The organism is Pseudenemella bisphenolivorans, from assembly GCF_051133435.1.
Lineage (GTDB): Bacteria > Actinomycetota > Actinomycetes > Propionibacteriales > Propionibacteriaceae > JAAYAO01.
On sequence record NZ_JBPGNY010000005.1, the window covers coordinates 118,906 to 143,608 of the forward strand.

At 65.8% G+C, this 24,703-nt stretch carries 23 protein-coding genes; 16 read left to right on the forward strand and 7 right to left on the reverse strand.

Annotation, left to right across the window (positions count from 1 at the left end):
- Nucleotides 1–45: 45 nt before the first annotated feature.
- Nucleotides 46–666, forward strand: coding sequence for an STM3941 family protein (locus ACR4XW_RS12835; RefSeq protein WP_434760955.1), 621 nt, complete (start codon nucleotides 46–48; stop codon nucleotides 664–666).
- 119 nt (nucleotides 667–785) lie between these two features.
- On the forward strand, nucleotides 786–1,988 hold the full coding sequence (locus tag ACR4XW_RS12840) for a hypothetical protein (protein WP_434760956.1): 1,203 nt from the start codon (nucleotides 786–788) through the stop codon (nucleotides 1,986–1,988).
- Here ACR4XW_RS12840 and ACR4XW_RS12845 read toward each other — a convergent pair.
- The 3 genes from ACR4XW_RS12845 to ACR4XW_RS12855 are packed head-to-tail and all read right to left on the reverse strand — an operon-like array spanning nucleotide 1,929 to nucleotide 3,483.
- Entirely contained in the window at nucleotides 1,929–2,423 is a 495-nt protein-coding gene (locus ACR4XW_RS12845) for a hypothetical protein (RefSeq protein ID WP_434760957.1), read from the reverse strand. The genes ACR4XW_RS12840 and ACR4XW_RS12845 overlap by 60 nt on opposite strands.
- An 8-nt stretch (nucleotides 2,424–2,431) precedes the next feature.
- Nucleotides 2,432–2,998: a hypothetical protein gene (locus tag ACR4XW_RS12850; protein ID WP_434760958.1), complete on the reverse strand. Its 567-nt coding sequence runs from the start codon at nucleotides 2,996–2,998 to the stop codon at nucleotides 2,432–2,434.
- A complete protein-coding gene (locus tag ACR4XW_RS12855; RefSeq protein ID WP_434760959.1) occupies nucleotides 2,995–3,483 on the reverse strand; it encodes a hypothetical protein in 489 nt (162 codons plus the stop codon). Before ACR4XW_RS12855 ends, ACR4XW_RS12850 begins: the two co-directional genes overlap by 4 nt.
- An 88-nt stretch (nucleotides 3,484–3,571) precedes the next feature.
- Here ACR4XW_RS12855 and ACR4XW_RS12860 point away from each other — a divergent pair, with 88 nt between their 5' ends.
- Together ACR4XW_RS12860 and ACR4XW_RS12865 are read left to right on the forward strand one after the other, a co-directional pair.
- Complete coding sequence (locus tag ACR4XW_RS12860; RefSeq protein ID WP_434760960.1) at nucleotides 3,572–4,009, forward strand: NfeD family protein; 438 nt, start codon at nucleotides 3,572–3,574, stop codon at nucleotides 4,007–4,009.
- A gap of 24 nt (nucleotides 4,010–4,033) precedes the next feature.
- Complete coding sequence (locus ACR4XW_RS12865) at nucleotides 4,034–5,119, forward strand: SPFH domain-containing protein (protein ID WP_434760961.1); 1,086 nt, start codon at nucleotides 4,034–4,036, stop codon at nucleotides 5,117–5,119.
- A 37-nt stretch (nucleotides 5,120–5,156) separates the two neighbouring features.
- Here ACR4XW_RS12865 and icmF read toward each other — a convergent pair whose 3' ends face one another.
- Nucleotides 5,157–8,429 carry a fused isobutyryl-CoA mutase/GTPase IcmF gene (icmF, locus tag ACR4XW_RS12870; RefSeq protein WP_434760962.1) on the reverse strand — a complete coding sequence of 1,091 codons (3,273 nt, stop codon included), beginning with the start codon at nucleotides 8,427–8,429 and terminating at the stop codon, nucleotides 5,157–5,159.
- 135 nt (nucleotides 8,430–8,564) lie between these two features.
- On the opposite strand from icmF, the gene ACR4XW_RS12875 reads away from it, so the two are divergent.
- From ACR4XW_RS12875 to ACR4XW_RS12885, 3 genes are all read left to right on the forward strand, one after another.
- Nucleotides 8,565–9,584, forward strand: coding sequence for a zinc-dependent alcohol dehydrogenase (locus ACR4XW_RS12875; protein WP_434760963.1), 1,020 nt, complete (start codon nucleotides 8,565–8,567; stop codon nucleotides 9,582–9,584).
- Nucleotides 9,585–9,643: 59 nt separating this feature from the next.
- Nucleotides 9,644–10,525, forward strand: a complete 882-nt coding sequence (gene arsM, locus ACR4XW_RS12880; RefSeq protein WP_434760964.1) for an arsenite methyltransferase — start codon at nucleotides 9,644–9,646, stop codon at nucleotides 10,523–10,525.
- Nucleotides 10,526–10,664: 139 nt separating this feature from the next.
- Nucleotides 10,665–11,465 carry a hypothetical protein gene (locus ACR4XW_RS12885; protein WP_434760965.1) on the forward strand — a complete coding sequence of 267 codons (801 nt, stop codon included), beginning with the start codon at nucleotides 10,665–10,667 and terminating at the stop codon, nucleotides 11,463–11,465.
- Nucleotides 11,466–11,469: 4 nt separating this feature from the next.
- Here the strand turns inward: ACR4XW_RS12885 and ACR4XW_RS12890 are convergent, their stop codons facing one another.
- Nucleotides 11,470–12,189: a dienelactone hydrolase family protein gene (locus ACR4XW_RS12890; RefSeq protein ID WP_434760966.1), complete on the reverse strand. Its 720-nt coding sequence runs from the start codon at nucleotides 12,187–12,189 to the stop codon at nucleotides 11,470–11,472.
- Nucleotides 12,190–12,478: 289 nt separating this feature from the next.
- On the opposite strand from ACR4XW_RS12890, the gene ACR4XW_RS12895 reads away from it, so the two are divergent.
- Nucleotides 12,479–13,756 (forward strand): SLC13 family permease, encoded by a 1,278-nt coding sequence (locus ACR4XW_RS12895; protein ID WP_434760967.1) that lies wholly within the window; start codon nucleotides 12,479–12,481, stop codon nucleotides 13,754–13,756.
- A 12-nt stretch (nucleotides 13,757–13,768) separates the two neighbouring features.
- On the forward strand, nucleotides 13,769–14,458 hold the full coding sequence (locus ACR4XW_RS12900; protein ID WP_434760968.1) for an aspartate racemase/maleate isomerase family protein: 690 nt from the start codon (nucleotides 13,769–13,771) through the stop codon (nucleotides 14,456–14,458).
- A 27-nt stretch (nucleotides 14,459–14,485) separates the two neighbouring features.
- Here ACR4XW_RS12900 and ACR4XW_RS12905 read toward each other — a convergent pair whose 3' ends face one another.
- A complete protein-coding gene (locus ACR4XW_RS12905) occupies nucleotides 14,486–16,021 on the reverse strand; it encodes an aspartate:alanine exchanger family transporter (RefSeq protein WP_434761182.1) in 1,536 nt (511 codons plus the stop codon).
- A 157-nt stretch (nucleotides 16,022–16,178) separates the two neighbouring features.
- Between ACR4XW_RS12905 and ACR4XW_RS12910 the strand changes: the two genes are divergently transcribed.
- Both ACR4XW_RS12910 and ACR4XW_RS12915 read left to right on the forward strand, forming a co-directional pair.
- The gene (locus ACR4XW_RS12910) at nucleotides 16,179–16,463 is read left to right on the forward strand and encodes a DUF4288 domain-containing protein (protein ID WP_434760969.1); all 285 of its coding nucleotides are present in this window, start codon (nucleotides 16,179–16,181) and stop codon (nucleotides 16,461–16,463) included.
- Nucleotides 16,463–17,092: an HAD family hydrolase gene (locus tag ACR4XW_RS12915; protein ID WP_434760970.1), complete on the forward strand. Its 630-nt coding sequence runs from the start codon at nucleotides 16,463–16,465 to the stop codon at nucleotides 17,090–17,092. The genes ACR4XW_RS12910 and ACR4XW_RS12915 overlap by 1 nt, the downstream gene beginning before the upstream one ends.
- Before the next feature lies 1 nt (nucleotide 17,093).
- Here ACR4XW_RS12915 and tpx read toward each other — a convergent pair whose 3' ends face one another.
- Nucleotides 17,094–17,591, reverse strand: a complete 498-nt coding sequence (gene tpx / locus ACR4XW_RS12920) for a thiol peroxidase (protein WP_434760971.1) — start codon at nucleotides 17,589–17,591, stop codon at nucleotides 17,094–17,096.
- A 227-nt stretch (nucleotides 17,592–17,818) separates the two neighbouring features.
- Between tpx and ACR4XW_RS12925 the strand changes: the two genes are divergently transcribed.
- The 5 genes from ACR4XW_RS12925 to ACR4XW_RS12945 all read left to right on the forward strand — a co-directional run bounded on the left by ACR4XW_RS12925 (nucleotide 17,819) and on the right by ACR4XW_RS12945 (nucleotide 24,700).
- A complete protein-coding gene (locus ACR4XW_RS12925) occupies nucleotides 17,819–18,928 on the forward strand; it encodes a hypothetical protein (RefSeq protein ID WP_434760972.1) in 1,110 nt (369 codons plus the stop codon).
- Nucleotides 18,929–19,045: 117 nt separating this feature from the next.
- Nucleotides 19,046–20,677 carry an ABC transporter substrate-binding protein gene (locus tag ACR4XW_RS12930; protein WP_434760973.1) on the forward strand — a complete coding sequence of 544 codons (1,632 nt, stop codon included), beginning with the start codon at nucleotides 19,046–19,048 and terminating at the stop codon, nucleotides 20,675–20,677.
- Between the two features lie 82 nt (nucleotides 20,678–20,759).
- Nucleotides 20,760–21,743, forward strand: coding sequence for a pirin family protein (locus tag ACR4XW_RS12935; RefSeq protein WP_434760974.1), 984 nt, complete (start codon nucleotides 20,760–20,762; stop codon nucleotides 21,741–21,743).
- A 51-nt stretch (nucleotides 21,744–21,794) separates the two neighbouring features.
- Nucleotides 21,795–23,285 (forward strand): Hsp70 family protein, encoded by a 1,491-nt coding sequence (locus ACR4XW_RS12940; protein WP_434760975.1) that lies wholly within the window; start codon nucleotides 21,795–21,797, stop codon nucleotides 23,283–23,285.
- A 41-nt stretch (nucleotides 23,286–23,326) separates the two neighbouring features.
- Nucleotides 23,327–24,700, forward strand: coding sequence for a DUF4921 family protein (locus ACR4XW_RS12945; RefSeq protein ID WP_434760976.1), 1,374 nt, complete (start codon nucleotides 23,327–23,329; stop codon nucleotides 24,698–24,700).
- Nucleotides 24,701–24,703 lie beyond the last annotated feature (3 nt).

Genomic DNA, 24,703 nt, shown 5'->3' on the forward strand with positions numbered 1-24,703 from the left:
AGGGCGCGTCCGGCGAAAGAACCCCAATCCCTTTATCATCCGACTATGCGTGAGTTGGTAGCCAAGCCCTCGGCCGGACGTCTCGCCTTCCTGATCGGCGCGATCGTCGTGTTCACCATCGGGGGCTTTTTCATGTTGTTCAGCGACTCGTGGCTCAACAAGTTGATCGGGGTCGTGGCCATTCTGTTCTTCGGGGTCGGCGGGGTCTTCGCGCTGATCCGGATGCGCAAGGCGGGCATGACGTTCACCGCTGACGAGCAGGGCCTGCGTCCCGGTAATGGTGGGTTCGTGCCATGGGAGAACATCGGGCATATCGGCGTGTCGATGGCCGGCGGAACCAAGAGTCTTGGGGTCGAGATCCTGAACATCCTCCCCTACCTCGACTCCCTCACCCCCGAGCAGCGTCGGGATGCGATCCGCTTCGCCAAGGGCGCGCGAGCGGTCATCCCCGAACTGGGCGACGTCGATGCCGAAGCCTTGCAGGCGAATATCGACGAGCCGGCTGAGTCCGAGCGCGAAGAGCTGGAGATCATGGGCTGGGCCCGCACCGCCAATCAGGGCTTCGATCTGCTGTTCGCGGCGATGACGCTGAACCAACCCGTGGAGAAGTGGGTCGAGCAACTCTCCGCCTATCGCGACGAAGCACTACGACGCCGCGCGCACTGAGCGGCGGCCACCGAGAGAGCCCTCGACGTGTGGGGCGACGGACGCCTCCGACCACTCGACGGACGCAGCATCCGGCGCAACGGGGCGCAGTCGGCCTTATTTGTGGATAGCCTCTGCACGTGAGTTTCGGGATCGAACTGGGTAGGACACTGGGCCGTGTCCTGAAAAAGCACTGGGCCGCGATCCTGCTGATCCAATTGACGGCCGGCATCCTGCAAACCCTGCACCAGCAATTCGCCGTCGACCTGGGACGATCCGACGCGGTGCAGGGCCTGTTGCTGAACGGGATGGGCACCCTGGTCGCGGTCGCCGGACTGGTGGCGATCTGCGTGGTGTGCCACGGCACCCTGCAATCCACCGAAAACCTGCCCGGGGACGGCCGGGCCAGATGGAAGCGGATCGGTGAGATCTTCGCCGCCTCGATCCTGCCCTTCTTCCTCACCTATGTGGCCTGGGGCCTGTTCGAAGCCGACGTACGCCACTACGCCCGTGCGGCCCTGAACAGCCTCGATTTCTCCCAGGGGCAGGGCGGTGCAGGCAGCATCGTGGACGTGCGCTTCACCGGCATCACCATCGCCATCATCGTCGCCGCCTTTCTGGGCCGGATTCTGGTGCGCCGCTTCCTGCGCGCCGGGGTGCTGCGGACGGTGCTGGCCCTGCTGCTCGAAGCCGTCTGGGCATTTCTCGCCGCACTGCTCATCGGCAAACTCGTCAGCACTATGGTCGCCGGCGCCGGCACCACGAACCTGGCCGTCTGGATGGACCGAGCGGTCGCCGGTTTGCCGTGGCCCAACCTCGCCACCGCCGTTCTGGGCTTCGTGTCCACGGTGTTGGTGGTGATCTTCATTCCCCTGTTGTGGGTCACCCTGGCCGGTATCACGGTGGTGCGCGGTAGCTTCGACGAAAGCCGGTTGAGCACCCGGATGCAGGCATGGGTCGATCGGATGCCGCCGGTGATCAACGATCTGCTCGCCGACTTCGTGATCGACCTCGAAGACCGGTGGATACCGGTGATCGGCGCGCTGTCCACCATGGTGCGTTCCGGGGCGGTTGCGATGGCCGGAGCGGTGTTCGCCGGCGTGCTCACCACCTTCACCGGCGGTTGGCTGACCTACGGTCTGGCGCACCTGTTCGGCCCGACCGAACCCTATGGGCGACTGATTGGGGAGACCCTGATCAGCTTCGGTGGCCAACTCACCCTGGCTGCGACGGTCGTGGTCGCATTGGCCTCCTTCGATGCCTTCCGGGTGTTGCAGGCCGGTTCAGGCGACCTCGGCCAACAGCCAGGTCGGCGAGTCGGGGCCGACCTGCAGGAACAGTGAGGCCTGTCGCACCTCACCGCGGGGCACCACGAACACGAAGGTCGAATGCTGCACGCCGGTCTTGGATCCGTCACAGGCAATCTTCGAGGCCGAGAATCGTGCCTGGTGGTGGGCCGACACCCCGTCCACATCGGCGTCGAGACGCGCGGTGCAGGCGGTCAGATCCGGCATCGGACGATGCACCTGGAGGTCGACCTCGACCACCAGCAACTGCTGGGTCGCATCGTCCACACCCGAGATGTCCATCGTGGTGCTGTCGGTGATCCGCGTCCGTCGCACCGTCACGGTCGCGTCCCGGACGGCAACAGGCTCACCGACAGCCACCGTTCGGGTGCGCACCGGTTCGGTCGTGCGCAGGTCTTGAAAGTCGGCCCAGCCGGCCACCAGCAGATACACCGGAACTACCACCAGCACGGCGATGAGGCGCCACGCCACCGTGAACCTCATCGGCGGGCCTGCGCTTCGACCGATTCGGACATTTCCACCGGCACTGCCAGGCGCAACACCGCACGGGGCCCAAGGTTCTCGTACCAGGGGTCGATGTAGCCGACCCGCAGCGCCACCCGGCTCCCCCGCACCCGCGCCCAGGTGTCCTCGTCGATCACGAACACCGTGTCGATCGTGTACTCCTCCCCCGGCACGGCGACGGCATTGGCCAGGTCGTTCTGGCAGGCCGACGGGGCGTACCGGGTGCCACCGATCTCAAGTCCGCGGCGCAGGGTGTTGCCCGCCCGGGTGAACCGATAGGTCGCGGTGACCACCAGGAACACCCCATCCTCGGGACACTCGGTGCCGGCAAAGGTGGCCGATCGGGTCACGGTGATCGAGCCTTCGCGCACCGATATCGACCCCGAGGACGCCGAGGCGAAGGCGGACACGGTGTGGTTCGCCCGCAACCCGGCCGGGCCCGGGGTCAGCGCGTGCAACATCACTGCGACCGCGACTATCAGCACCGCCGCCAGCAGCCGCAGTGGGGTCCAGTGTTCGCTGGTGATCCGGCGAGATCTCATGGCTCGATCACCGCAACCGGGCGGGTCAGCACTTGGTGGTCGGGCAGCAGCAGGGCATTGTCGTCCTGGGTTTGCCACTCACCGTCCACCAGCACCGACTGCACGTGCATCTCGTCGTCGCTGGGTCGGTAGCTCACCGTGAGCCGCACCGGCACCCGCGGGTTCAGCACGGTCAGGTCGACATCACCCGCCCTGCTTCGAAACGGCATCGTCTCGCCGTCCACCTCGAAGCCCAACACCTCGCGCACCAAAACCGGGTGGTCGACCCGGGTCACCACGGTCACCTCGACACTGACGGTGCGTTCCTCGGGGTCCACCGCATGGCTGTGGATCTCGACGTCGGCAAGCGAGGTGGTCCACGACTCCCCCGGGTGCACCGAGGCAACACCTTGCCCATCGTGTTGATCGAAGGCGTCGGTGAACAGGCCGACCAGCAGCATCACCAACGTGATGCCCAGGCCCACCGCCACCCTCATCCTTCGCACGGGCCCGATGCTAGCGGCGCGCGAGCCCACATTCTTGGCCGAACCCGGTAGATTTGACCGGAGCGGCGTACCGAAGGGGGACGAGACCATGCACTGGCTCCTGTGGCTGTTGCTGGCCGTCGGACTCGGTGTGGCCGAAGGTTTCACCCTCACCCTTGCTTTCGGCATACTCGCCGGCGCAGCGCTGGTCGCCGCGGTGGTGGCCGGGTTCGGTGGCGGCTTGGTGCTGCAGTTGTTGGGCTTTGCCCTGGCCGGCAGCCTCGGGCTGGTGATCATGCGTCCCATCGCCAGGCTGCAGCGCCGCCGGGCCCCGCTGATGCGTGAAGGCGTCGATGCCCTGGTCGGACAGACCGCGGTGGTGCTGCAAGAAGTCGGTGCCGACGGCGGCCTGATCAAACTGGCCGGTGAGGAATGGACGGCACGCCCGTTCGACGACAGCCACACCATCCCGGTGGGCGCCAAGGTCGAAGTGATGCAGATCGAAGGCGCCAGCGCGGTGGTCTACCCCTATGAACTTCTGCCCTGAACTCAACCCCGAAAGGGAGTCATCGTGCCCGACCCGATAACGGTCCTGATCGTGATCGCCGTGCTGCTGGTGGTGTTCCTGATCATCAGCGGCGTGCGCATCGTCCCGCAGGCCCACCGCTACAACATCGAACGCTTCGGCCGGTTCCGCACCACCCTGCAACCCGGCCTGAACTTCATCATCCCGGTCGTCGACCGGATCAACAGCAAACTCGACATCCGCGAACAGGTCTTCCCGTCCCAGCCCCAGCCGGTGATCACCGAGGACAACCTGGTGGTGAACATCGACACGGTGCTCTACTACCAGATCACCGACCCGCGGGCCGCGGTCTACGAGGTCGCCAACTACCTCCAAGCGATCGACCAGCTCACCGTCACCACCCTGCGTAACCTGATCGGCTCGATGGACCTGGAGGAAACCCTCACCTCGCGCGAGGAGATCAACGCCCGACTGCGCAGTGTGCTCGACGAGGCCACCGGCAAATGGGGTATCCGGGTGAACCGCGTCGAGATCAAGGCGATCGATCCCCCGCCGACGATCAAGGAGGCGATGGAGAAGCAGATGCGTGCCGAACGCGACAAGCGGGCGGCCATTCTGCACGCCGAAGGTGACCGGCAGTCGAAGATTCTGACCGCCGAAGGTACTCGTCAGCAGTCGATCCTGGAGGCCCAGGGTGACCAGCAGGCCGCGATCCTGCGCGCCGACGGTGAGGCCAAGGCGATCGGTCTGGTCTTCCAGGCGGTGCACCAGAACAAGGCCGACCCCCAGGTGCTGGCCTACAAATACTTGGAGACCCTCCCCGAACTCGCCGCCGGCGACAACAACACCTTGTGGGTACTGCCCGGCGAGCTCACCGAAGCGGTCTCCACGATCAGCAAGGCTTTCGCCGACCGCGGTGTCACTCCCCCGCCGGAACCCCCGGCCGAACCCGAGGCACCCTCCCAGGAACTGGACCGCCCAGACGCGGACGGGCCGGCAGCCCTGACCTCGGGTGCGCCATCCGGCACCGCCACGAGCGCCGCCGATGAGGCAGCCGAAATGGCGCGGGCCGCGGTCGATGACGCCAAGGCCGAAGCCGCAGCGGCCGAACGGGGCCCCGGGACGCTGTGAGGCGCGTCCGTCCACCCCGGGTATCCACAACCAGGGGCTAGACGTTGCGCCGGTACTGACCGCCCACCTCGAAGAATGCCTCGGTGATCTGCCCCAACGTGCACACCCGGGCCGCGTCCATCAGCGCGGCGAAGACGTTGTCGCCGGCCATCGCCGTCTCCTTGAGCCGGGCCAGCTGCACCTGCGCCTCGTCGGCGTGCCGCTGCTGGAAGTCGGCGACCCGCTTCAACTGCGACTGTTTCTCGGTCTCGGTGGCGCGGGCCAGTTCGACCTCGACGACCTCCCGCTCGGCCTCGGGTGCGCGGAAGGTGTTGACGCCGATGATCGGCAAACTGCCGTCGTGCTTCCGGTGCTCGTACAGCAGCGACTCGTCCTGGATCTTGCCCCGCTGATAGCCGGTCTCCATCGCGCCCAGCACACCGCCGCGTTCGCTGATCCGGTCGAACTCGGCCAGCACCGCCTCCTCGACCAGGTCGGTGAGCTGCTCGATGATGAACGAGCCCTGGTTCGAGTTCTCGTTCATCGCCAGGCCCCACTCCCGGTTGATGATCAGCTGGATCGCCAGGGCCCGCCGCACCGACTCCGCCGACGGGGTCGTGATCGCCTCGTCATAGGCATTGGTGTGCAGGCTGTTGGCGTTGTCATAGATGGCGATCAGCGCCTGCAGCGTGGTCCGGATGTCGTTGAAGGCCATCTCCTGGGCGTGCAGCGACCGGCCACTGGTCTGGACGTGATACTTCAGCTTCTGGCTGCGCTCGTTCGCGCCGTATTTCTCCTTCATCGCCACCGCCCAGATCCGCCGCGCGACCCGGCCGATCACCGAATACTCCACGTCCATTCCGTTGGAGAAGAAGAAGGACAGGTTCGGCGCGAAGGCGTTGATGTCCATCCCGCGGGCCAGGTACGACTCCACATAGGTGAAGCCATTGGCCAGGGTGAAGGCGAGCTGGCTGATCGGGTTCGCCCCGGCCTCGGCGATGTGATAGCCGGAGATGGACACCGAGTAGAAGTTGCGCACACCCTGCTCGATGAACCACTGCTGGATGTCCCCCATCATCCGCAGCGAGAATTCGGTGCTGAACAGGCAGGTGTTCTGCCCTTGGTCCTCCTTGAGGATGTCGGCCTGGACGGTGCCGCGCACGTTCTGCAGGGCATGGGCCCGTAGTTCCTCGGCTTCGGCGCCGGAGGGTTCGCGCCCCTCCCGCTCCCGGAAGGCGTCCATCTGCTGGTCGATCGCGGTGTTGAGGAAGAAGGCCAGCACCGTTGGTGCCGGGCCGTTGATCGTCATCGATACCGACGTCGTCGGGTCGACCAGGTCGAAGCCGTCATAGAGGGCCTTCATGTCGTCCACGGTGGCGATCGAGACCCCCGAAGTGCCGACCTTGCCGTAGATGTCCGGCCGTTCCGCCGGGTCGTGCCCATACAGCGTCACCGAGTCGAAAGCGGTCGACAGCCGGGTCGCCGGCTGCCCCTCGGCCAGCAGCTTGAACCGGCGGTTGGTGCGGAAGGGGTCGCCCTCCCCGGCGAACATCCGGGCCGGGTCCTCGTTGTCCCGCTTGAAGGGGAACACCCCGGCCGTGTACGGGAAGAAGCCGGGCAGGTTCTCCTTGCGCCAGAAGCGGACCAGTTGACCGGCCTCGTCATAGGGCGGAAGAGCAACCCGGGGGATGCGGTTTCCGCTCAGTGACTCCTTGGTCAGCCGGGTGTGGATCTCCCGATCCCGGATCCGCACGACCTGTTCGTCGCCGGAGTAGGACTCGACCAGGGCCGGCCAGCCCTCGATCATTTCCCCGATCTCGGTCGGCACCTGCCGGCGGGCCTCGTCGAGCAGCTCATCAACGCCGTGGTCGGTGCGCCCGCGCGCGGTGAGCTCGTCATTGACCGCGGTCAGGCGCTCCACCCGTCGGGCGGCCTGAGCGTACTCCTCGGTGCGGGCGTGGTGGTCGCGCACCGTGTCGGCGATCTCGGCCAGGTAGCGCACCCGCCGCGGCGGCACGACTTGCTGGATCATCGAGGAATGCCGCACCTCGACGATCGGCAATGCCCCGTCCTCGACCGACAGCCCCCGCTCGGCCAGCAGCCCGCGCAGCTCCTGGTAGAGCGCAGTCACCCCGTCGTCGTTGAAGGTCGCCGCCGAGGTGCCGAACACGGGCATGTCCTCCGGCCTCTTGCCGAAGGCCTCCCGGTTGCGGACCAACTGCCGGCCCACGTCGCGCAGCGCGTCCATCGCCCCGCGTCGCTCGAACTTGTTGATCGCGACCACGTCGGCGAAGTCGAGCATGTCGATCTTCTCCAGCTGGGAGGCGGCGCCGAACTCGGGCGTCATCACATACAGCGAGAGGTCCACATAGGGCACGATTCCGGCATCGCCCTGGCCGATACCCGGGGTTTCCACCACGACCAGGTCGTAGCCGGCCGCCTTGAGGATGTCGATCGCCGTCGGCAGCGCCTCGGGCACCTCCTTGTTGCCCCGGGTGGCCATCGATCGGAACTGCACCTTGTCCCCGGTCAGCGAGTTCTGTCGGATCCGGTCGCCGAGCAGCGCTCCGCCGCCCTTGCGGCGGGTCGGGTCGATCGCCAGCAGCGCGATTCGGAGCCGATCGCCCTGGTCCAGCCGGAAGCGGCGGACCAGCTCGTCGGTGAGCGAGGACTTGCCGGAGCCGCCGGTGCCGGTGATGCCCAGTACCGGTGCTGTGCTGCGGGCGGCAGCCTCGGCATACCGCTGCCGGTCCGCCTCGGGCAGCCGGCCGGTTTCGGCACCGGTGACGGCTCGTGCGATCGCGGTCCGCTCCCCCGCCAGCACCCGGTCAACCGGGGCCGGCGCGACCTCCCAGAGGTCGTAATCGGCGGCTTGGATGACGCTGTTGACCATCCCCGGCAGCCCGAGTCGCTGTCCGTCCTCGGGGCTGAAGATGGTCACTCCGGCCGACCGCAGTCGCTCGATCTCCTCGGGCACGATCACCCCACCGCCGCCCCCGAAGACCTTGACGTGATCGGCGCCGGCGGCCCGCAACCGGTCGACCAGGTATTCGAAGTACTCCACGTGCCCGCCCTGGTAGGACGAGACCGCGACCGCGTTGGCGTCCTCGTCCAGCGCGGCGTCGACGACCTCCCGGACGGACCGGTTGTGGCCCAGGTGGATCACTTCGGCGCCCTGGGACTGCATGATCCGTCGCATGATGTTGATCGACGCGTCATGCCCGTCGAAGAGGCTGGCGGCGGTCACGACCCGGATGGGGTTCTCCGGGGTGTGCAGAGGCGGCCGGTCGGGCGCCAAACCGTTGGATGCTGTAGGCAAAAGGTCATTCATCACCGGACGTCTCCTCATTGAGATCAAGTCCCGTCCGATGGTGGTGGCCGGGATCTCGGTGGGCGGGGATCTTGCCCGCTTGCTTGGGGATTCTTCCTACGATGACCGCCAAACCGCAAGGGAAGGCAGGAATCGATGCGCAGCGTGATGATCACCGGACCCGGCAAGGTCGAAGTTCGGGAGGTTGCCGAACCGTCCTGCGGCCCCCGAGACGTCAAGGTGAAGATGAAGGCGTCCGGAATCTGCGGCTCCGACCACATGTACATCGCCAAGGGTGGCCTGGGGAACAATCCCGGACGCCATCCGCTCGGCCATGAGGCCGCCGGCGAGATCGTCGAGGTCGGCTCGGAGGTGTCCGACTTCCGGGTGGGCGACCATGTCGTCTTGGACCCGATGGCTTTCCTGGACGGCAGTTTCGGCTCCGGCGGTGATCAGGGCGGGTTGAACGAGTACGTGGTGGTGCATGAAGCCGCCCCCGGCAAGCAACTGCGGGTGATTCCGGCCGAGATCCCCTGGGAGGTCGCCGCCCTGAACGAGCCGATGGCTGTGTCCCGGCATGCGGTGAACCGTCTCGAGATGCCCGCGGGCGCCAAGATCTGCATCTTCGGTGCGGGCCCGATCGGGCTGGGTGCGCTGTTGAGCGCCAAGGTCGTGGGTGCCGGGCATGTGGTGGTGGTCGACGTACAGCCGGCCCGGCTGGAGACCGCCCTGAAGATCGGCGCCGATGCGGTGATCAACCCAACCGAGACCGACGTGCGTGAACGGTTGATCGAACTGCACGGTGAGGGTACCCGCGGCATGTTGCGCGACCCCCGACCCGACACCTACGGCTTCATCGACGCGGCCGGCTCCCCCGCCGGCCTGCACACCATCCTCGGCTGCCTGAAATACGGCGCGGTCGTCAGCATCCCGGCGGTGTACAAGGAGAAGGTCGAGATCGACCTGCTCGGCCTGTTGCCGGCCGAGCCCGATATCCGGATGTCGATGGCCTACCCCACCGAGATCTTCGAAGTGACCGACGACATCATCGCCCAGGCCGACAAGTACCGGCAGATCATCAGCCACGTGATGCCCTACTCCGAGGTACTCGACGCGATCGAACTGTCCGGCACCCCGGGTGCCACCGACAAGGTCGTGGTCCTGCTGGACGACTGAGCCGGCATGGCAGACCGCGCGTTAGCATAGATCGACAAGCATCTATGTAAGGAGCCCGCATGGCCACCACCCCCAGCACCGGCGAACAGGTTCACCAAGCGGTACGCGAGCGCTACGCCGCTGCCGCCCGGACCCACCTGACAATCACCGACACCGGTGGCGACTGCTGCGCCCCGGCCGCACCGTCCGAATCCTCCTGCTGCGGCGGTGACCAGGCGGCTGCCTCGGCGATCACCCGTGACATCTACGACCAGGACACCGAGTTCACCGCCGCTCTGGCGGCCTCCCTGGGCTGTGGCAACCCGACCGCGCTGGCCGAGTTGAAGCCCGGTGAGGATGTGCTGGATCTGGGTTCGGGCGGTGGCCTCGACGTGCTGCTCTCGGCGCGTCGGGTATCCCCCGGTGGCACTGCCTACGGCCTGGACATGACCGACGACATGCTCACCCTGGCCCGCCGCAACCAAGCCGAGGCCGGCATCGAGAATGCGACCTTCCTCAAGGGTCAGATCGAAGATGTGCCGTTGTCCGACTCGTCGGTGGATGTGGTGATCTCCAACTGCGTGATCAACCTCTCCCCAGACAAGGACGCCGTTGTGGCCGAGGCATACCGGGTACTGCGCCCGTCCGGCCGGTTCGCGGTCTCCGACATCGTGCTGTTGCGGGAGGTACCCCCGGCCCTCACCGGTGTGGTCGCACTGTGGACCGGCTGTATCTCCGGTGCTCTGCTCGACCGCGACTACCTCGCCAAGCTGGGCGCCGCCGGTTTCGAGGACGCCTCGGTTGAAGTGACCCGGCACTACACCCGCGATGAGTTGATCGAGCTGGCCGAACGTCTCGATGCCGCGCAGTTGCCGGAGGGGATGACCGGCGATGACGTGGTCGACGCCCTCGACGGGGCTTTCGCGAGCGCTTTCATTCGCGCCACCAAGCCCGCGGATTGAGCCCGGCCGCCCCGATGTCGGCGTAGGCTGTCGGCCGGGATTGTGAGATGGGATGGCTACGGTGAAGAAGTTGCGGCCCCGTGTGGTGCCCCTGTTGTTGATGCTCCTGGGTGCCTTCATGCCCGCTCTCGGCCTGGCCATGATCACCGTGACGATGAAGTTGGAGCAGGAACATCCCTATCCGTCCGCCGAGCAGGCGGTCGTGTCGGAAACCGAGATCGAGGTCTCCGATGCGCCGACCGAGTACTTCCTCACCGCGAGTAGTCGCGCAATCTTCAGTTCGCCGAAGCTTCCGGCCTGCGCAGTGGAAGGCCCAGCGGGGCCGGTGGAGTTGGTGCAGGAGAAGTACTGGTACCGGTTCCGGGCCGATCAGAATGGTCTGCACCAGCTGACCTGCCGGCCGAGTGAGACCGGTAGCTCATTCGTGGATGTGTTCCGAGACAGCGATGCCCTGCTCGCCTATCACCAGAACTGGTCGCGGATGGAGCGTTTGCTCATCACCGGCGCCGTCCTGCTGGCGCTGGCATTCCCCGTGTTCCTGGTCGGTCTGATCATGAACTGGATGTCGATCGCGCGCAGGCGGGAGATCTTCGGTGGGGGCCTGCCGACCGCCGGAACCACTCTCTTCACGATCAGCACGGCTGTCGCCGCCCCGATCGCTGCCGGGGTATTGGCCTTCGTGACGGTGACGGGACTCGGCGCGGACGGAGAGTTCAGTCCGTTCAGCTACGGTCTGGGCGTGGCCGTCGGTGCGATCGGTTTCCTTCTCGCGCTGGTGGGGCTGGTGCGGATGGCAGACGACACGAAAAAGCAGAACCACTACGCCCGCAATGCCGGCCTATTGAACCCGGTAGGGCCGATGCCTCAGCAGGCCCCGTACCAGGGCCACTATCCGCCGCCACCGTCCGGCCAGGGGTACTCGGACTGGACCCGCCGCTGACAGTTCAGTCGCGGTAGAGCCCGGCCAGATACTCCCAGCCCCGGGCGGCTGCTTCAGGGGCGTACACCGGACGGTCTTCCATCATGAACCCGTGCAGGGCTCCCGGATGCAGGTCGTCGGTGAGCGTGCCCCCCGCTTCGAGAGCAGCCTCGGCGAACTCGGCCCGCTGTTCGGCGTTGGCTCCGGGATCGTCATCGGCGTACTCGAAGTGCACCGGGCATTGCACCTGGTCGAGCAGCAGGTGCTCACTGTTCGGGTTGTCCTGGATCAAGTAGGCCGGATGGAATGCGGTGACGTGGGTGCAACGCTCACCGGTGGCGGCAGCCACTCGGATGCCGACCCGGCCGCCCATGCAGAAGCCGACATACGAGAAGGTGTCCAGCCCCGACCGTTCGGCCAGGTACTCGGCCCAGATCGGAGCATCGGCGTCGATGCCGGTGAAGTCGAACTGCTTGTAGTTGCGCATGCCCTGCTCGGCGAACTCCTGATCCTCGCCACCGACCTGTGAGCCCTCGGTGATGAAGGGCGGGCGGTAGTAGCGCCAGAACTGATTCACCATCAGCACGGCCACACCCCACTCGGCGAGTTTTTCGCACTGACGGATGTTCGCCGGCCGAATCCCCAACGCGTCGGGGCACCACAGAACCGCATGGCGGGGTGCTTCCGGTAGCCACAGCAGGGCGTCGCAGGCACCTTCGGACATCTCGATGCTGACCGTTTCCATGGACGAACAGCCTGCCAGCCATCGCCGATGGACACCAGCCTCAGAGCGCAACTGACAGCGATGGAGGGGCGATAGCGGTGCGTGACCACCACGTGGGCAGTAGGACGAGGCGGAAGGGCACCGTACCTTGCGTTGCGAGAGGCAACTCGACGCTTTCCGAAGACAGGGAGTAAAGGTTTCACCGATTGGTGGCTGGTGCCGCTTTCCCTACTGTTGACCCACGGCGAAGCCGGGCAAGTCAACAGAGAAACCCCTGTGTGGTTCCTGGAATTCAAGGAGACCAAATCCTATGGTGAGCCAAATTGCAGCATTGGTGATATTTGCGCTGGTTTTCGCGATTGCTGAGATCCGCAAAGTGCATGTTGGCGTCCTGGCGTTGTCCGCTGCCGCCCTGGTGGGTGTGCTGCTAGCGAACATGGAGCTCTCTGATGTTCTCAAGGGAGTGCCGGTAAACCTGATCATTCTCCTGGCAGGTGTCACCCTCTTGTTCGGGATAGCCCAATTGAACGGGACGATCGACACGATCATCGATCGAGTACTCGCTCGCTATGGGCACGTCCGCCCGATCATCCCCACGATGTTCTTCGTTCTGGCGGCTGCTGTGGCCGCGATGGCCGCTACGGCGGCCCTGGCGGTGATCCCGGTGGGGATGCAGGTTGCACGCAGGTATCGAATCGACCCGATGTTGATGAGCGTTTCGATTGGAACCGGACTCACCGTTGGAATGTTCGCACCGATCGGGCTTTTCGGCATCATCACATACGGCACAGCGGTGGACGCGGGAATTGACCTCAACCCGATCACGCTGTTCGTCGTCGCGTTGGTGATCAACGTCATCCTTCTGGTGGTCGGCCACGTGATTTATGGGGGCCTGTTCCGTAAAGGTGGCTTGATGGCCTCAGGGCAAGAAGTTAGCGAGAACGACGAAGAGTCGGGTCTTCCCACCGAGGTCCGTAAGTTCGAACGCATCCACTATGTAACGATCGCAGCCATTATCGCCTTTGTGGCAACCGTGATTTCACTGGAAATCATTGGTTTCAAGACCGACATCGGTCTTGCCGCCTTCTTGTTCGCATCCATACTTTTGTTGGTCGATCCTGGAATCGGCAAGTCCGCCGTCAAGAATATCGACTGGTCGACCATTCTCTTGGTGTGCGGCATCATCACATTTGTCAGTGTTTTGCAGGCCATGGGTGCAGTCGACCTGTTCGCCACGGCGGCAATGGGGCTGGGCGCACCTATTCTGGCCGCGGTGTTGCTGTTCGTGGTCGGCGGACTGGTCTCTGCGTTTGCATCCACCACAGGGACTTTGGCAGCCGTCGTCCCCTTGGCGGTGCCGTTGGCCATGAGCGGAGACCTTTCAGCCTGGGTGGTCGTCTGCGGTCTGGCCCTGTGCTCGGCTCTGGCCGATGTCGCTCCATTCTCGACGATGGGAGCCACCATGGCCGCCACCGCACCAGAGTGGCCGCGGGGCCGAATTCACTCCCGGCTCCTGACATGGGGGCTGTCCATGGTTGTGGTGGGTCCCCTCATGTTCGTGGCTCTTCTCCTGATCGTTCCAAGCTGAAAGGTGAGTTGGATGTCGAATCTGCGCGTGGGGATGATCGTCCCCCCAGCCGGGGATCAAGTGCCTCCGGAGGCCACAGAAATCTATCCGTCCGGGATCGACTTCTTCGCCAAGAGCTTGAGCATCTCTTCTGTTTCGGCAGAAGCATTCGATGTCGCCCTGCAGGGGTTGGTGGAAGCAATCGAAGCTCTCAGCAGCCATGATCCGGACGTGGTGAGCATGATGGGGACATCCATCAGCTTCTATCACGGGTGGGAAGGTCACGAACGACTCTTGGAGCGAATGCGCGTTGCCGCCGGGGAAGTGCCGGTCACGACCATGGCAGACGCCGTGGTCAAGGGCCTTCGAAAGGTGGGCGCTCGCAACGTCGCCGTTGGATGTGCATACCACCAGGACTTGGAAACGCGTCTGCATAGCTTCGTGACGGAGGCCGGGTTCAACGTTGTTGCGGCAGAGAGAATGGATCTGACCAATGTCGGACGCGTCCTCAGCGTTGATACCGAGGAAATCGTTGCTCTGGGGGACAAACTGCACGCATCGGCGCCCGAGGCCGACGCAATGCTCATTTCTTGCGGGGGCCTGCGTACCTTGGGCGCAACCAAGATCCTCGAGGAGAAGCACGGGGTGCCCGTGATCTCCAGCGCCGTCGCCGGTGTTGTCGACGCTGTGGAGGTCGGCAGGTCGAAGCACGCAGATCGATAATCCTGCACTGGCGTGGCAGCCTACTGGTCAGATGAGCGCTGCCATCACGTAGACGGCGATGATCTTGACGATGATGCCCAGCGCAAAGAGGGTGGCGTAGCCGGATTCGATGCGTTCGTCATCGACCCGGTCGGTGGCGAAGGCCAGGATCGCGGGCTGCCCGATGAATCCGGCGAAGGCACCGACTGCGCGTTGGGCGCTGCGGCCCATCAGCCGGGCTCCCACCAAGAGCAGCACTGTGGCGGTCAGCACCAACGCAGCCGCGATCAGTCCGGCGCGCAGGCCGACGGCGGTGAACGCCTGCCTGGCGAAGCTCTGGCCCGAGGCCAGTCCGACGGTGGCCAGGAACAGCAAAAGGCCCAACTGCCGCAGAGTCAGATTCGCCGACAACGGGATCTGCCAGATCAGCGGGCCGGTGCGGTGTACCGCGCCGAGGATCATGCCCACGATCAGCGGCCCTGCGGCAGCACCGAGGGAAAATGCGATCCCACCCGGCAGCGGGACGGTGATCGCCCCGAGCAGCAGACCCAGGGCCAGGCCCAGCCCGAGCGTCAGAGCGTCGACCTCCGACACCTTGCGTTCCGAATCGCCGAGGTAGTCGGTGATGGCGTCCATTTCGTCGTGCGGCACCACGGCCAGCACCCGGTCTCCCAACTGCAGGACGAGGTCGTCGCGGGCGAGCAGATCGGTGTCGCCCCGGCGCACTCGGGTGATCACGCCACCGAAGCGACCGGGCAGATTCAACTGCGCCACGGTGCGGCCGGCAACCGAGGGATCGGAGACCACGAAGCGGCGGAAGTCGACATCGGTGCGGTTGTCGGTGAGTTGGCCGCTCATCTTCTCGCCCAGGAACTCCATGGCGCGTTGCACCGCGGCAGGCGTGCCCACCACCAAGACCCGGTCGTCGGGGTGCAGGTCTTCACCCGGGGAAATCACCCGGGTGTGTCCGTCCCGGATCAGGTACGACATCTTGATCGACTCGTCCGCCCACCCGGGCACCGACCGTACGGGCACGCCGGTCGTGACCTTCACCGACTGGGCCATCAGTCCCTCGCCGGCCAGCGATGCGGAGTCACGGCGTCCGGGCCAGTTGCGGTTCACCACCAGGGCCACCGCGATGATCGCCAGGATGACACCCACCGGATATCCCAGCGAATAGCCGACCGCGGCATCGGGGCTACCGGTGGCGGCAGTGGCCGCCGACAGGGCCGGGGTGGAGGTCAGTGAGCCGGCGAAGATACCGGTGATCATGCCCGCATCGATGTCGAAGACCTTGGCCAGCACTATCGCGACCACCGCCACCACCGCGGCCACGCCGAGCCCCAACAGCATCACCGGTGATTGGCTGCGCAGGTCGGCGAAGAAGGTCTGCCCCGCGGCGAGCCCGACGGTGTATACGAACAGGGCCAGCCCCAAGGTCTGCACCAAGCCGAGATGAGCCCCGCCGAGTGCCGGATCCAGGGCCCCAATCGCCAGGCCCACGAACAAAGCGCCGGCCGCACCGAAGCGCAGCGGCCCGAACTTGATCATGCCCACGGCCGCGCCCAGAGCGACGACCACCATGATTGTCAGCAAGGGGGACGCAGACAGTAACTCGGTCACCGCACTCCCCCATCCATGTGGTCCAATCTAGGCCATCGGTGAACAGCCCCCGCCGATCGGTGACATCCCAGGGACTCACCTGATGGTGAGGTTCGCACCGCCGACGCACACTGGGGACATGACCGATCAGCCCTACTTGGCCGTGTTGTTGTACGAAACCACCGGTGGCGACCGGGCGCGCCGGCATGAGGACTTCTTGTTGGTGCGGGCCGATTCCCCCACCGCGGCGCGGGAGCGTGCCCAGTTGCGCGGCCGCAATCAGAGCTACCGCTATGTCGGCCCCGGTGGGGAGAAGCTCGAGCAGCGGCTGTTGGCGGTCGAGTCGGTCACCGCTTTGACCGATGACGACCTTGCCGGGGACACCGAACTGCTGTCGCGGGAGGTTCCTGCCACAATGCGGTGATGAGCTACCGCAACGTCGTGTGGGATATGGGTGGCACCCTGTTGGACACCTATCCCGAGATCGACGCGCTGTTCGCCGAGCGGGTGGCCGCCACCGGGGCACGGGTGGACGTGTCCGAGGTGGCCCGGCTGACTCGGCTCTCCACCTCGCGGGCGATGTCCACTCTGGCCGAGCGGTTCGACGTGACCGTGGACGAACTCACCCGCGCCTACGCCGATTTGAAGCAGCGCTGGCGCAGCGATCCCCCGCCGGTGATGCCGGGTGCCCGCGAAGTCATCGACGCGGTGCGGGCCCACGGCGGGCTGAATTTGATCGTGACCCACCGCGACCGCGAAAGCGCCACCCATCTGCTGGAGGCCACCGGTCTGGTGGTGGACGACATGGTGTGTGCCCCCGACGGCCACCGCCGCAAACCCGACCCGCAGATGTATCGGCTGATGGCCGAGCGGCATGGGCTCGAACCCTCGTCCTGCCTGGGGGTCGGTGACCGGGCGATCGACGCCGCCGGCGCCCGGGCAGCGGGCATGGCAACGTGCTTTTTGACTACTGCCGGGCTGCCATTACCGAACGAGCTGGCCAGTGACCATGTCACCGACCAGCTCGTCGAAGTACTGCCGCTGCTGGGTTAGTTCACGACAGCGCGGCGATCGCGGCGTCGTAATCGGGTTCCTGGGTGATTTCGGGAACCAGTTCGGTGTGCAGAACCTTGCCGTCGCCGTCCAGAACAACAACCGAGCGGGCCAGCAGGCCGGCCAGCGGGCCGTCGGTCATGGTGACGCCGAAGTCCGAACCGAAGTCGGTGCGGAAGCCCGAGCCACTGACCACGTTCTCGATGCCCTCGGCCCCGCAGAAGCGGCCGAGTGCGAACGGCAGGTCGTGTGAGGCGTTGATCACGGTGGTGTTGTCCAGTCCGGCGGCCAGTTCGTTGAACCGGCGGACGCTGGCGGCGCAGACCCCGGTGTCGACCGACGGGAAGATATTGAGTACCACTCGGCGGCCGGCGTACTGGTCGCTGGTGATGTCGGAGAGATCGGTACCGGTGAGGGCGATGCCGGGAGCGGCCGAGCCGACCTCCGGGAGCTCACCCACGGTGTTGACGGTGTTGCCCTTGAATGCAGTGGTTGCCATGGCTCTTGTCTAGCACGGCGCTCGGTGGAAAGTACTCGGAATCACGAATTTCGGGTGATTCCGGTCGCTACGCGGCGGCTCGACGTCCCCCGGCCCTGTTCCGGAGCGCTTCGGCCTGCTGGGCAGGAAGTTCAATCACCGATCCATCGGGCTTCGCTAACGTCGCGATTGTTTCGGCCGACGAAACGCCCAGCCGGATATCTGACCACCCGCGGAAGGACACCTCAGTGACCACCTCAGAACCCACCGGAGCACCGGCCTCGTCCTTCCACGCCGTGGGCCGAGCGATCTCGTCATTCGCGGAGATCTTCGACAATCTGTCGATACCGGACAACGCGTTGGACCACGCCGAGGGACGCCGGTTGTTCTGGCGCTACTTCACCATCGGCTTGGAGCAGTTCGTCGAGTACACCGACCCGGCGCACCCGGCATTTCATCAGAACACCCGCGACGGGGTGCGCAAGTTTGCCGGCGACAGCCCAACCCAGCTCTACGACTCGGCGAAAATCTCGGCCGAGCACAGCTACGTGATCACCGGCAGCATGGCCGAGACCGAACTGATCGAGTTCGGGGTGTATTCCGGTGACCTCAGCGGTCAGAACCCCACCCCACGCAGACTGATCGACGCCCTCACCGAGGAGGAACTCGAGATCGCCGCGGACGGCACCTTCACCCTTCACCTGCACAGCGCCGCCGACAACTCCGAGCGGGCACCGAACACCCTGCTGATGGAACCCGATGCCAGTTCTTTGTCGGTGCGGCGCTACCTGCGCGACCCGCGCACGGATCGGCCACGTCCGTTGCAGATCGAGCGCACCTCACCGGCCCCACCGCCGGCTCCGTTGTCCGGCGAGGACCTGGACGCCGGCGTGGGCCGGGCGGTCGCGTTCGCCGCCCACAACGTCGAGTTGTGGTCGAAGTGGGCCGACAACATCAAGGCCACCAAGCGCAATGTCCTGGCGAGTTTGCACGACGCCGGTGACATCTATACGCCCAAGGGGCACAGCTATCTGGACGGCTATTGGGAGCTGGCCGACGGTGAGGTGCTGACCGTGGAGTTCCGTCCCCCGGCGGGCTGCTACTGGAGTTTCGTGCCGATGAACTACTGGATGGAATCGTTCGAGTGGCGTTTCGACGCCCGGGTGTACGCCAGCAGTTTCGACACCACTGCGGACGCGGACGGCTACGTCAGGCTGGCTCTGGCCGAGCACGATCCCGGCCTGCCCGGTCACACCTGGTTGCAGACACTCGGCCACCGGGAGGGGTTGATGGTATTGCGCGTCGCCCGCCTCGATGGCCCGATGCCCGCCGCAGCGACCGAAGTCATCCAGCAGTAATCACGGTACCCGGTCTGTAGGATCATCGTTCCTGCATCGGCTTTCCTGCTGTCAATATGAGGCATCCGGGTTCGCTGGACATCGCGTCAGCGAGATCATTTGCTCAAAGGAGAGCCTGTGCGAAACGCAAGAACTTTGGCCAAGCTGATGGGTGTGGCCTTGGCCGGATCCCTGCTGTTGACCGCCTGCGGCCGGGGAACCCCCGGGGATCCGACCGATCCCGGCGAATCCACCCCCGCCGGCGGCGAAGCGGCTTCCTCGTCCTGGTCGCCCGGTGTCTATCGCCAGGATGAACCCGGTGAACCGGTGCAGGGCGGAACCCTGACCTTCGCCGACTACGCCGACGGTCGCTCACTGGACCCGAGCAAGCACTTCATCACCGGCTTCTCCGGCGGCACCGCCGACCTGGCCATCTACGACGCCCTGGTGCAATACAACGCCGACACCAAGGAGTTCGAGCCCAAGCTCGCCGAGAGCATCGAGCCGAACGACGACTTCACCGAGTGGACGGTCACACTGCGCCCCGACACCACGTTCTCCGACGGCACCCCGCTGAATGCCGAGGCCGTGGTGAAGAGCGTGGAGCGCTACATCGCCAACCGCGGCATGGACTTCGCCGTGATCGGCCCCCACTGGAAGGGCGTTTCGGCCAGCGACGACCTGACCGTGGTCTTCACTCTTTCGAAACCGTGGGCGACCTTCCCCGCAATGCTCGGCCTGGGGATGGGCATGATCGTCTCCCCCACCGCTGATCAGGGCGAGGATTTCACCCCGATCGGCGCCGGCCCGTTCATGCTGGAGAGCTACCGGCCCGGCGAAGAACTCCTGTTGAAGGCGAACCCGAACTACTACGGCGGCAAGCCGTACCTGGACAACCTGCGATTCGTGTGGCTGAACACCGACCAGGTGCGTTCGGAGGCCTTCGCCGAGAAGTCGGTCGACGCCGCCTTCCTTCGCTCACCGCGGATCGTGAAGGAACTGCGTGACGGGGGTACCCACGGCTACGTGAGCCTGCAGAATCAGGGCAACTTCGTCCAGATCAACTCCCGAGCCGAGCGACCCGGTTCCAACCCCAAGGTGCGCGCCGCCGTGGCAGCAGCGATCAACCCGGCGCTGGTCTATGAACGTGGTCAGGGTGAGGACACCGTCGATCTGGCCGGGGTGCAGTTGTTCGGCCCGCTGTCGCAATGGCACGTCGATGTCGAACCCGAACCGGCCGATACCGAGCGAGCCGCCAAACTCGTCGAAGAAGCCAAGGCTGAGGGTTGGGACGGCAAGATCGTCCTGACCCACACCACCGACCGCGTCGGCCAGGACGAGGCGATGACCGTGGTCGCCCAATTGGAGGCCGCCGGCATGGAGGTCACCTCCGACGGCCAGCGCAGCCCGGCCGACCAGACCAAGAAGGTGGCCGTCGATCACGACTTCGACTTCGCCAAGGGTGGCAACTCGATCTCGGAGGAAGACCCGTTCCTGGGCCTGTACCGCACCATGCACTCCCAGTCGTTCACCAACGCCCTCGGGTTCGCCGACGACGAGATGGACGGCCTGATCGAGGAACTGCGTGCGGCCCCGGGCGATGAACGCCAGGACGTGATCAAGCGCATCGAGGAACGATTCCAGGAGGTGCATCCGGCCGCGAACATCGGCGTGACGGCACCCTTCGTGCCCTGGCAGGACAACGTTCACGGTATTCGCCCCGCCAACGAGCAGATGATGGACTTCGCAAAGGCCTGGAAGTCGGAGTAGCGCGACGAATCCCACCCGGCCCGGGCGATGCGCATGTCTTGTCGCGCTGTCGCCCGGGCCGCGTCGTCACTATTCTGAATCGATGAGTAATCCGGAGGAGCATCCCCAGGAGTTCGTCGGTGGGGCACCGCACCACCAGGCACCGATCAAGGTGCTCGGCGCTCGGGAGGTGCCACTGGGTGGAGTGCGGGCGATGACCGTGCGACGCACCATCCCGCACCGCGAACTGCGAATGATCGGCGCCTGGTGCTTTCTGGACCACTACGGCCCCGATGACGTCGCGAGCACCGGCGGGATGGCAGTCGCCCGCCACCCACACACCGGCCTCTCCACCGTCAGTTGGCTGTTCACCGGCGAGATCGACCATCTGGACTCGGCCGGCAACCGGGCCCGGGTGCGTCCCGGTGAGCTGAACTTGATGACCGCCGGACGAGGCATCTCACATTCGGAGTTCTCCACCACCGACACCACCGTGCTGCACGGGGCACAACTCTGGTTGGCCGCACCGAACCACACTCGTGACGCGGAACCCCGCTTCGATCACTATCGCCCCGAACCGACACCCATCGCGGGCGGAACGGCCCGGGTCTTCCTCGGCGACTGGCTGGGTGCGCGCAGCCCGATCGAGTACCCGGTGCCCGTGGTGGGTGCCGAGATCGTCCTCGACCCCGGCGCAAGATGGAATGCTCCGCTGTCACCCGACTTCGAATACGGCTTCCTACTGGATACCGGGACGGTACGAATCTCGCACCGAGCCCTTGACGAACACGACCTCGCTTACGTCTCCCCCGGCGGTGCGGAGTTGCCCATCGAGGCAGGTGCATCCGGCGCCCGCCTGCTGGTCATCGGCGGTGAACCCTTCGCCGAGAAGATCGTGATGTGGTGGAACTTCATCGGCCGCAGCCATGACGAGATCGTCGCCTATCGGGCCCGGTGGCAGGCCGAGATGACAGCCGACATCGACTCGGCCCGTGACACCGAACTGTTCGGTCCGTTCCCGCCCGATACGCCCGCCCCGATCGCGGCACCCCCACTGCCCAACTCCCGGTTGGTGAGCCGCAACTGAGCGGTCCACTCCGGACACGAAGTAGGCGTCGAGCACTGTTACGCTCACGGCATGCAGCTGGGCGTTGACTTCGGAACCACCAGAACGGTGGTCGCATATGCCGACCGGGGCAACTACCCGGTCGTCGGTTTCATCGACACCAACGGTGACACCCAGGAGTACTTCCCCAGTACGGCCGCCAACGTCGACGGACGGCTGGTGTTCGGCTTCGAAGCCCTGGACGCCGCAGCCGAGGGCGCCCCGATCCTCCGGTCGTTCAAGCGTGAACTCGCCGATGCCCGGGTCACCGATCGCAGCACGGTACGCATCGGTTCCGACGACTTCGTTCTGCTCGATGTGCTCACCGGATTTCTGACCGCGCTCGGTACCGCCCTCGGCCGTGCCTCCACGATCGGGGAGCGACCCGAACGCTGCGCGGTGGCGGTACCCGCCCACGCCCACGGAGCCCAGCGTTTCCTGACCCTCGAGGGATTCCGTCGGGCCGGTTTCACCGTCACCGCGATGATCAACGAACCCTCCGCGGCGGCCTTCGAATACACCCACCGCCAGTCGCGCACGATCACCTCGCGGCGCAACCGGGTCCTGATCTACGACCTGGGCGGCGGCACCTTCGACGCCTCCCTGGTGCGGATCGAGGGCACCGATCACACGGTCGAGAACAGCGTCGGGGTGAACCGGCTGGGTGGTGACGACTTCGACCACCAGCTCGCCGTGGTGGCCGCTGCGCTGGCCAACCGCCGCTACGACTCGCTGAGTCACACCGAACGGGCCGCTTTGATCGACGACGCCCGGGACGCCAAGGAACGCCTGTCACCGCAGACCAAGCGGATGGCACTGGAGGTCTGCGACGAGGTGGTGCTGGTGCCGGTACCGACCTTCTACGAGAAGGCCGAGCACCTGGTACTGCGCACGGTCGAGGCGATGACCCCGCTGGTCGGTGACCTGGGTGACCGGGCCGACCTGGCCGAGGTCGCCGGCCTCTACCTCGTCGGTGGTGGCAGTTGCCTGCCGCTGGTGCCCCGGGTGCTGCGCGAACGTTTCGGACGCCGGGTGCACCGCTCCCCCTTCCCGGCCGCCTCCACCGCGATCGGACTGGCCATCGCCACCGACTCCGAGGCCGGTTACCGCCTCACCGACCGCCTCTCGCGTGGCTTCGGGGTCTTCCGGGAACAGCAGGGCGGGCATCTGGTCAGCTTCGATCCGATCCTGCGCAACAGCGAGATCGTCTCCCCCGCCGAGGACACCGTGATCACCCGGCAATACCGGGCCGCCCACAACGTTGGGGTGTTCCGCTTCGTCGAATACGCCTCCCTGGCCGACGGCGAACCCCGCGGTGACCTGGTGCCGTTCGCCGAGGTCCGTTTCGGCTTCACCCCCGAGCTGCAGGACGGCCGCCGCCTGGACCGGGTCGCGGTCACCCGACTGGAGCACGAGGGCCCGATGATCGAGGAAAAGTACGTGATCGACCGGCACGGCATCATCACCGTGGAGTTGCACGACACCTTCACCGGTTACCGGCGCACCTTCTCGCTGTCGAGCTGACCGTTGAGCGTGAACCACCCACCGATTGTTCAGGAATCCCCATGAGCGTGTCCCGCATTCCCACCCCCGAATACCTCGCCCGTCTGGCCGACGGCACGGTCAAACAGGTGAACCCCTTCAGCGGCACCCAGGTGTGGACCGTGCCCGGACGCGGTCACCGTCCCCTCGGCATCGTGCGCGCCGACCCGAAGAAGCTCGACCCGGCCGACGAGGGCCGGTACTGCGCCTTCTGCAGCGATCGCTACCCCGACACCCCGCCGGAGAAGTCCCGCCTGGTGCTCGAGCGTGGCCAGTGGACCCAACACGACTGGGTGTCGCGGCAAGAACTGACCAACAGCACCGCCGAGTTCCGCCGGATCCCGAACCTGTTCGAGATCCTGTCCTACGACTACTGGCACGCCAACTACGGCTACGAACTGGCCACCGACAACATCACCGCCCGCGACCGGTACCTGGCCGACCCCGCCGGACGTGAGCACGTGCTGGGGGTGGTGCGGCAACGGCTGGCCGCCGGTGGGCGCACCCCGTCCGAGATCGAGGAACTCACCGACGAGGAGTTGCTGGAGTATGCCACCGGCTTCTTCGGTGGCGGCCATGATGTGATCGTGGCCCGTCGGCACTACGTCGACGGTGCCACCACCGACGACGAGTTGGCCGGTTCGGGCACGCTCACGCCCGAGGAGCACTATCGCTACATCAAGTTCACCGCCGGCGCCGCCGAATCGCTGTACGCACAGAACCGGTACGTCCGCTATGTCGCGGTGTTCCAGAACTGGCTGAAGCCTGCCGGGGCGTCCTTCGATCACCTGCACAAACAACTGGTGGCGATCGATGAGCGCGGGGTGCAGAACGAACACGAACTGCAGGTGGTGCGCAACAACGCGAACATCTACAACGAGGCGGCCACCAACTACGCCGGTTACCAGAATCTGGTGATCGCCGAGAACGAGCATGCGATCGCCTTCGCCGGTTTCGGGCACCGCTACCCCACCCTGGAGATCTATTCCCGCTCCACCGCGATCATGCCGTGGCAGCACACCGACGCCGAGATTCGTGGGGTCAGCGACCTGGTGCACGCCTGCCATGCCGCCACCGGTACCGACGTGCCCTGCAACGAGGAGTGGTACTACCGCCCACTCGACTCCGATGTGGCGATGCCGTGGCGGGTGATGTTGAAGTGGCGGGTATCGACCCTGGCCGGATTCGAGGGTGGCACCAAGATCTACCTCAACACCCTCGACCCCTGGGCGATCCGTGACCGGGTGGTGCCCAAGCTCTACGAACTGCGCGAGGCCGGCAAGATCGCCGACATGCGCATCGCCACCGAGTGCGAATGCCGACCCAACTCGCTGCGGTACAACCCGCTGCTCGGTGGTGGCCGGCCCGTCCCCCGCCCGGCCACCGAACAGTCCTGAGCT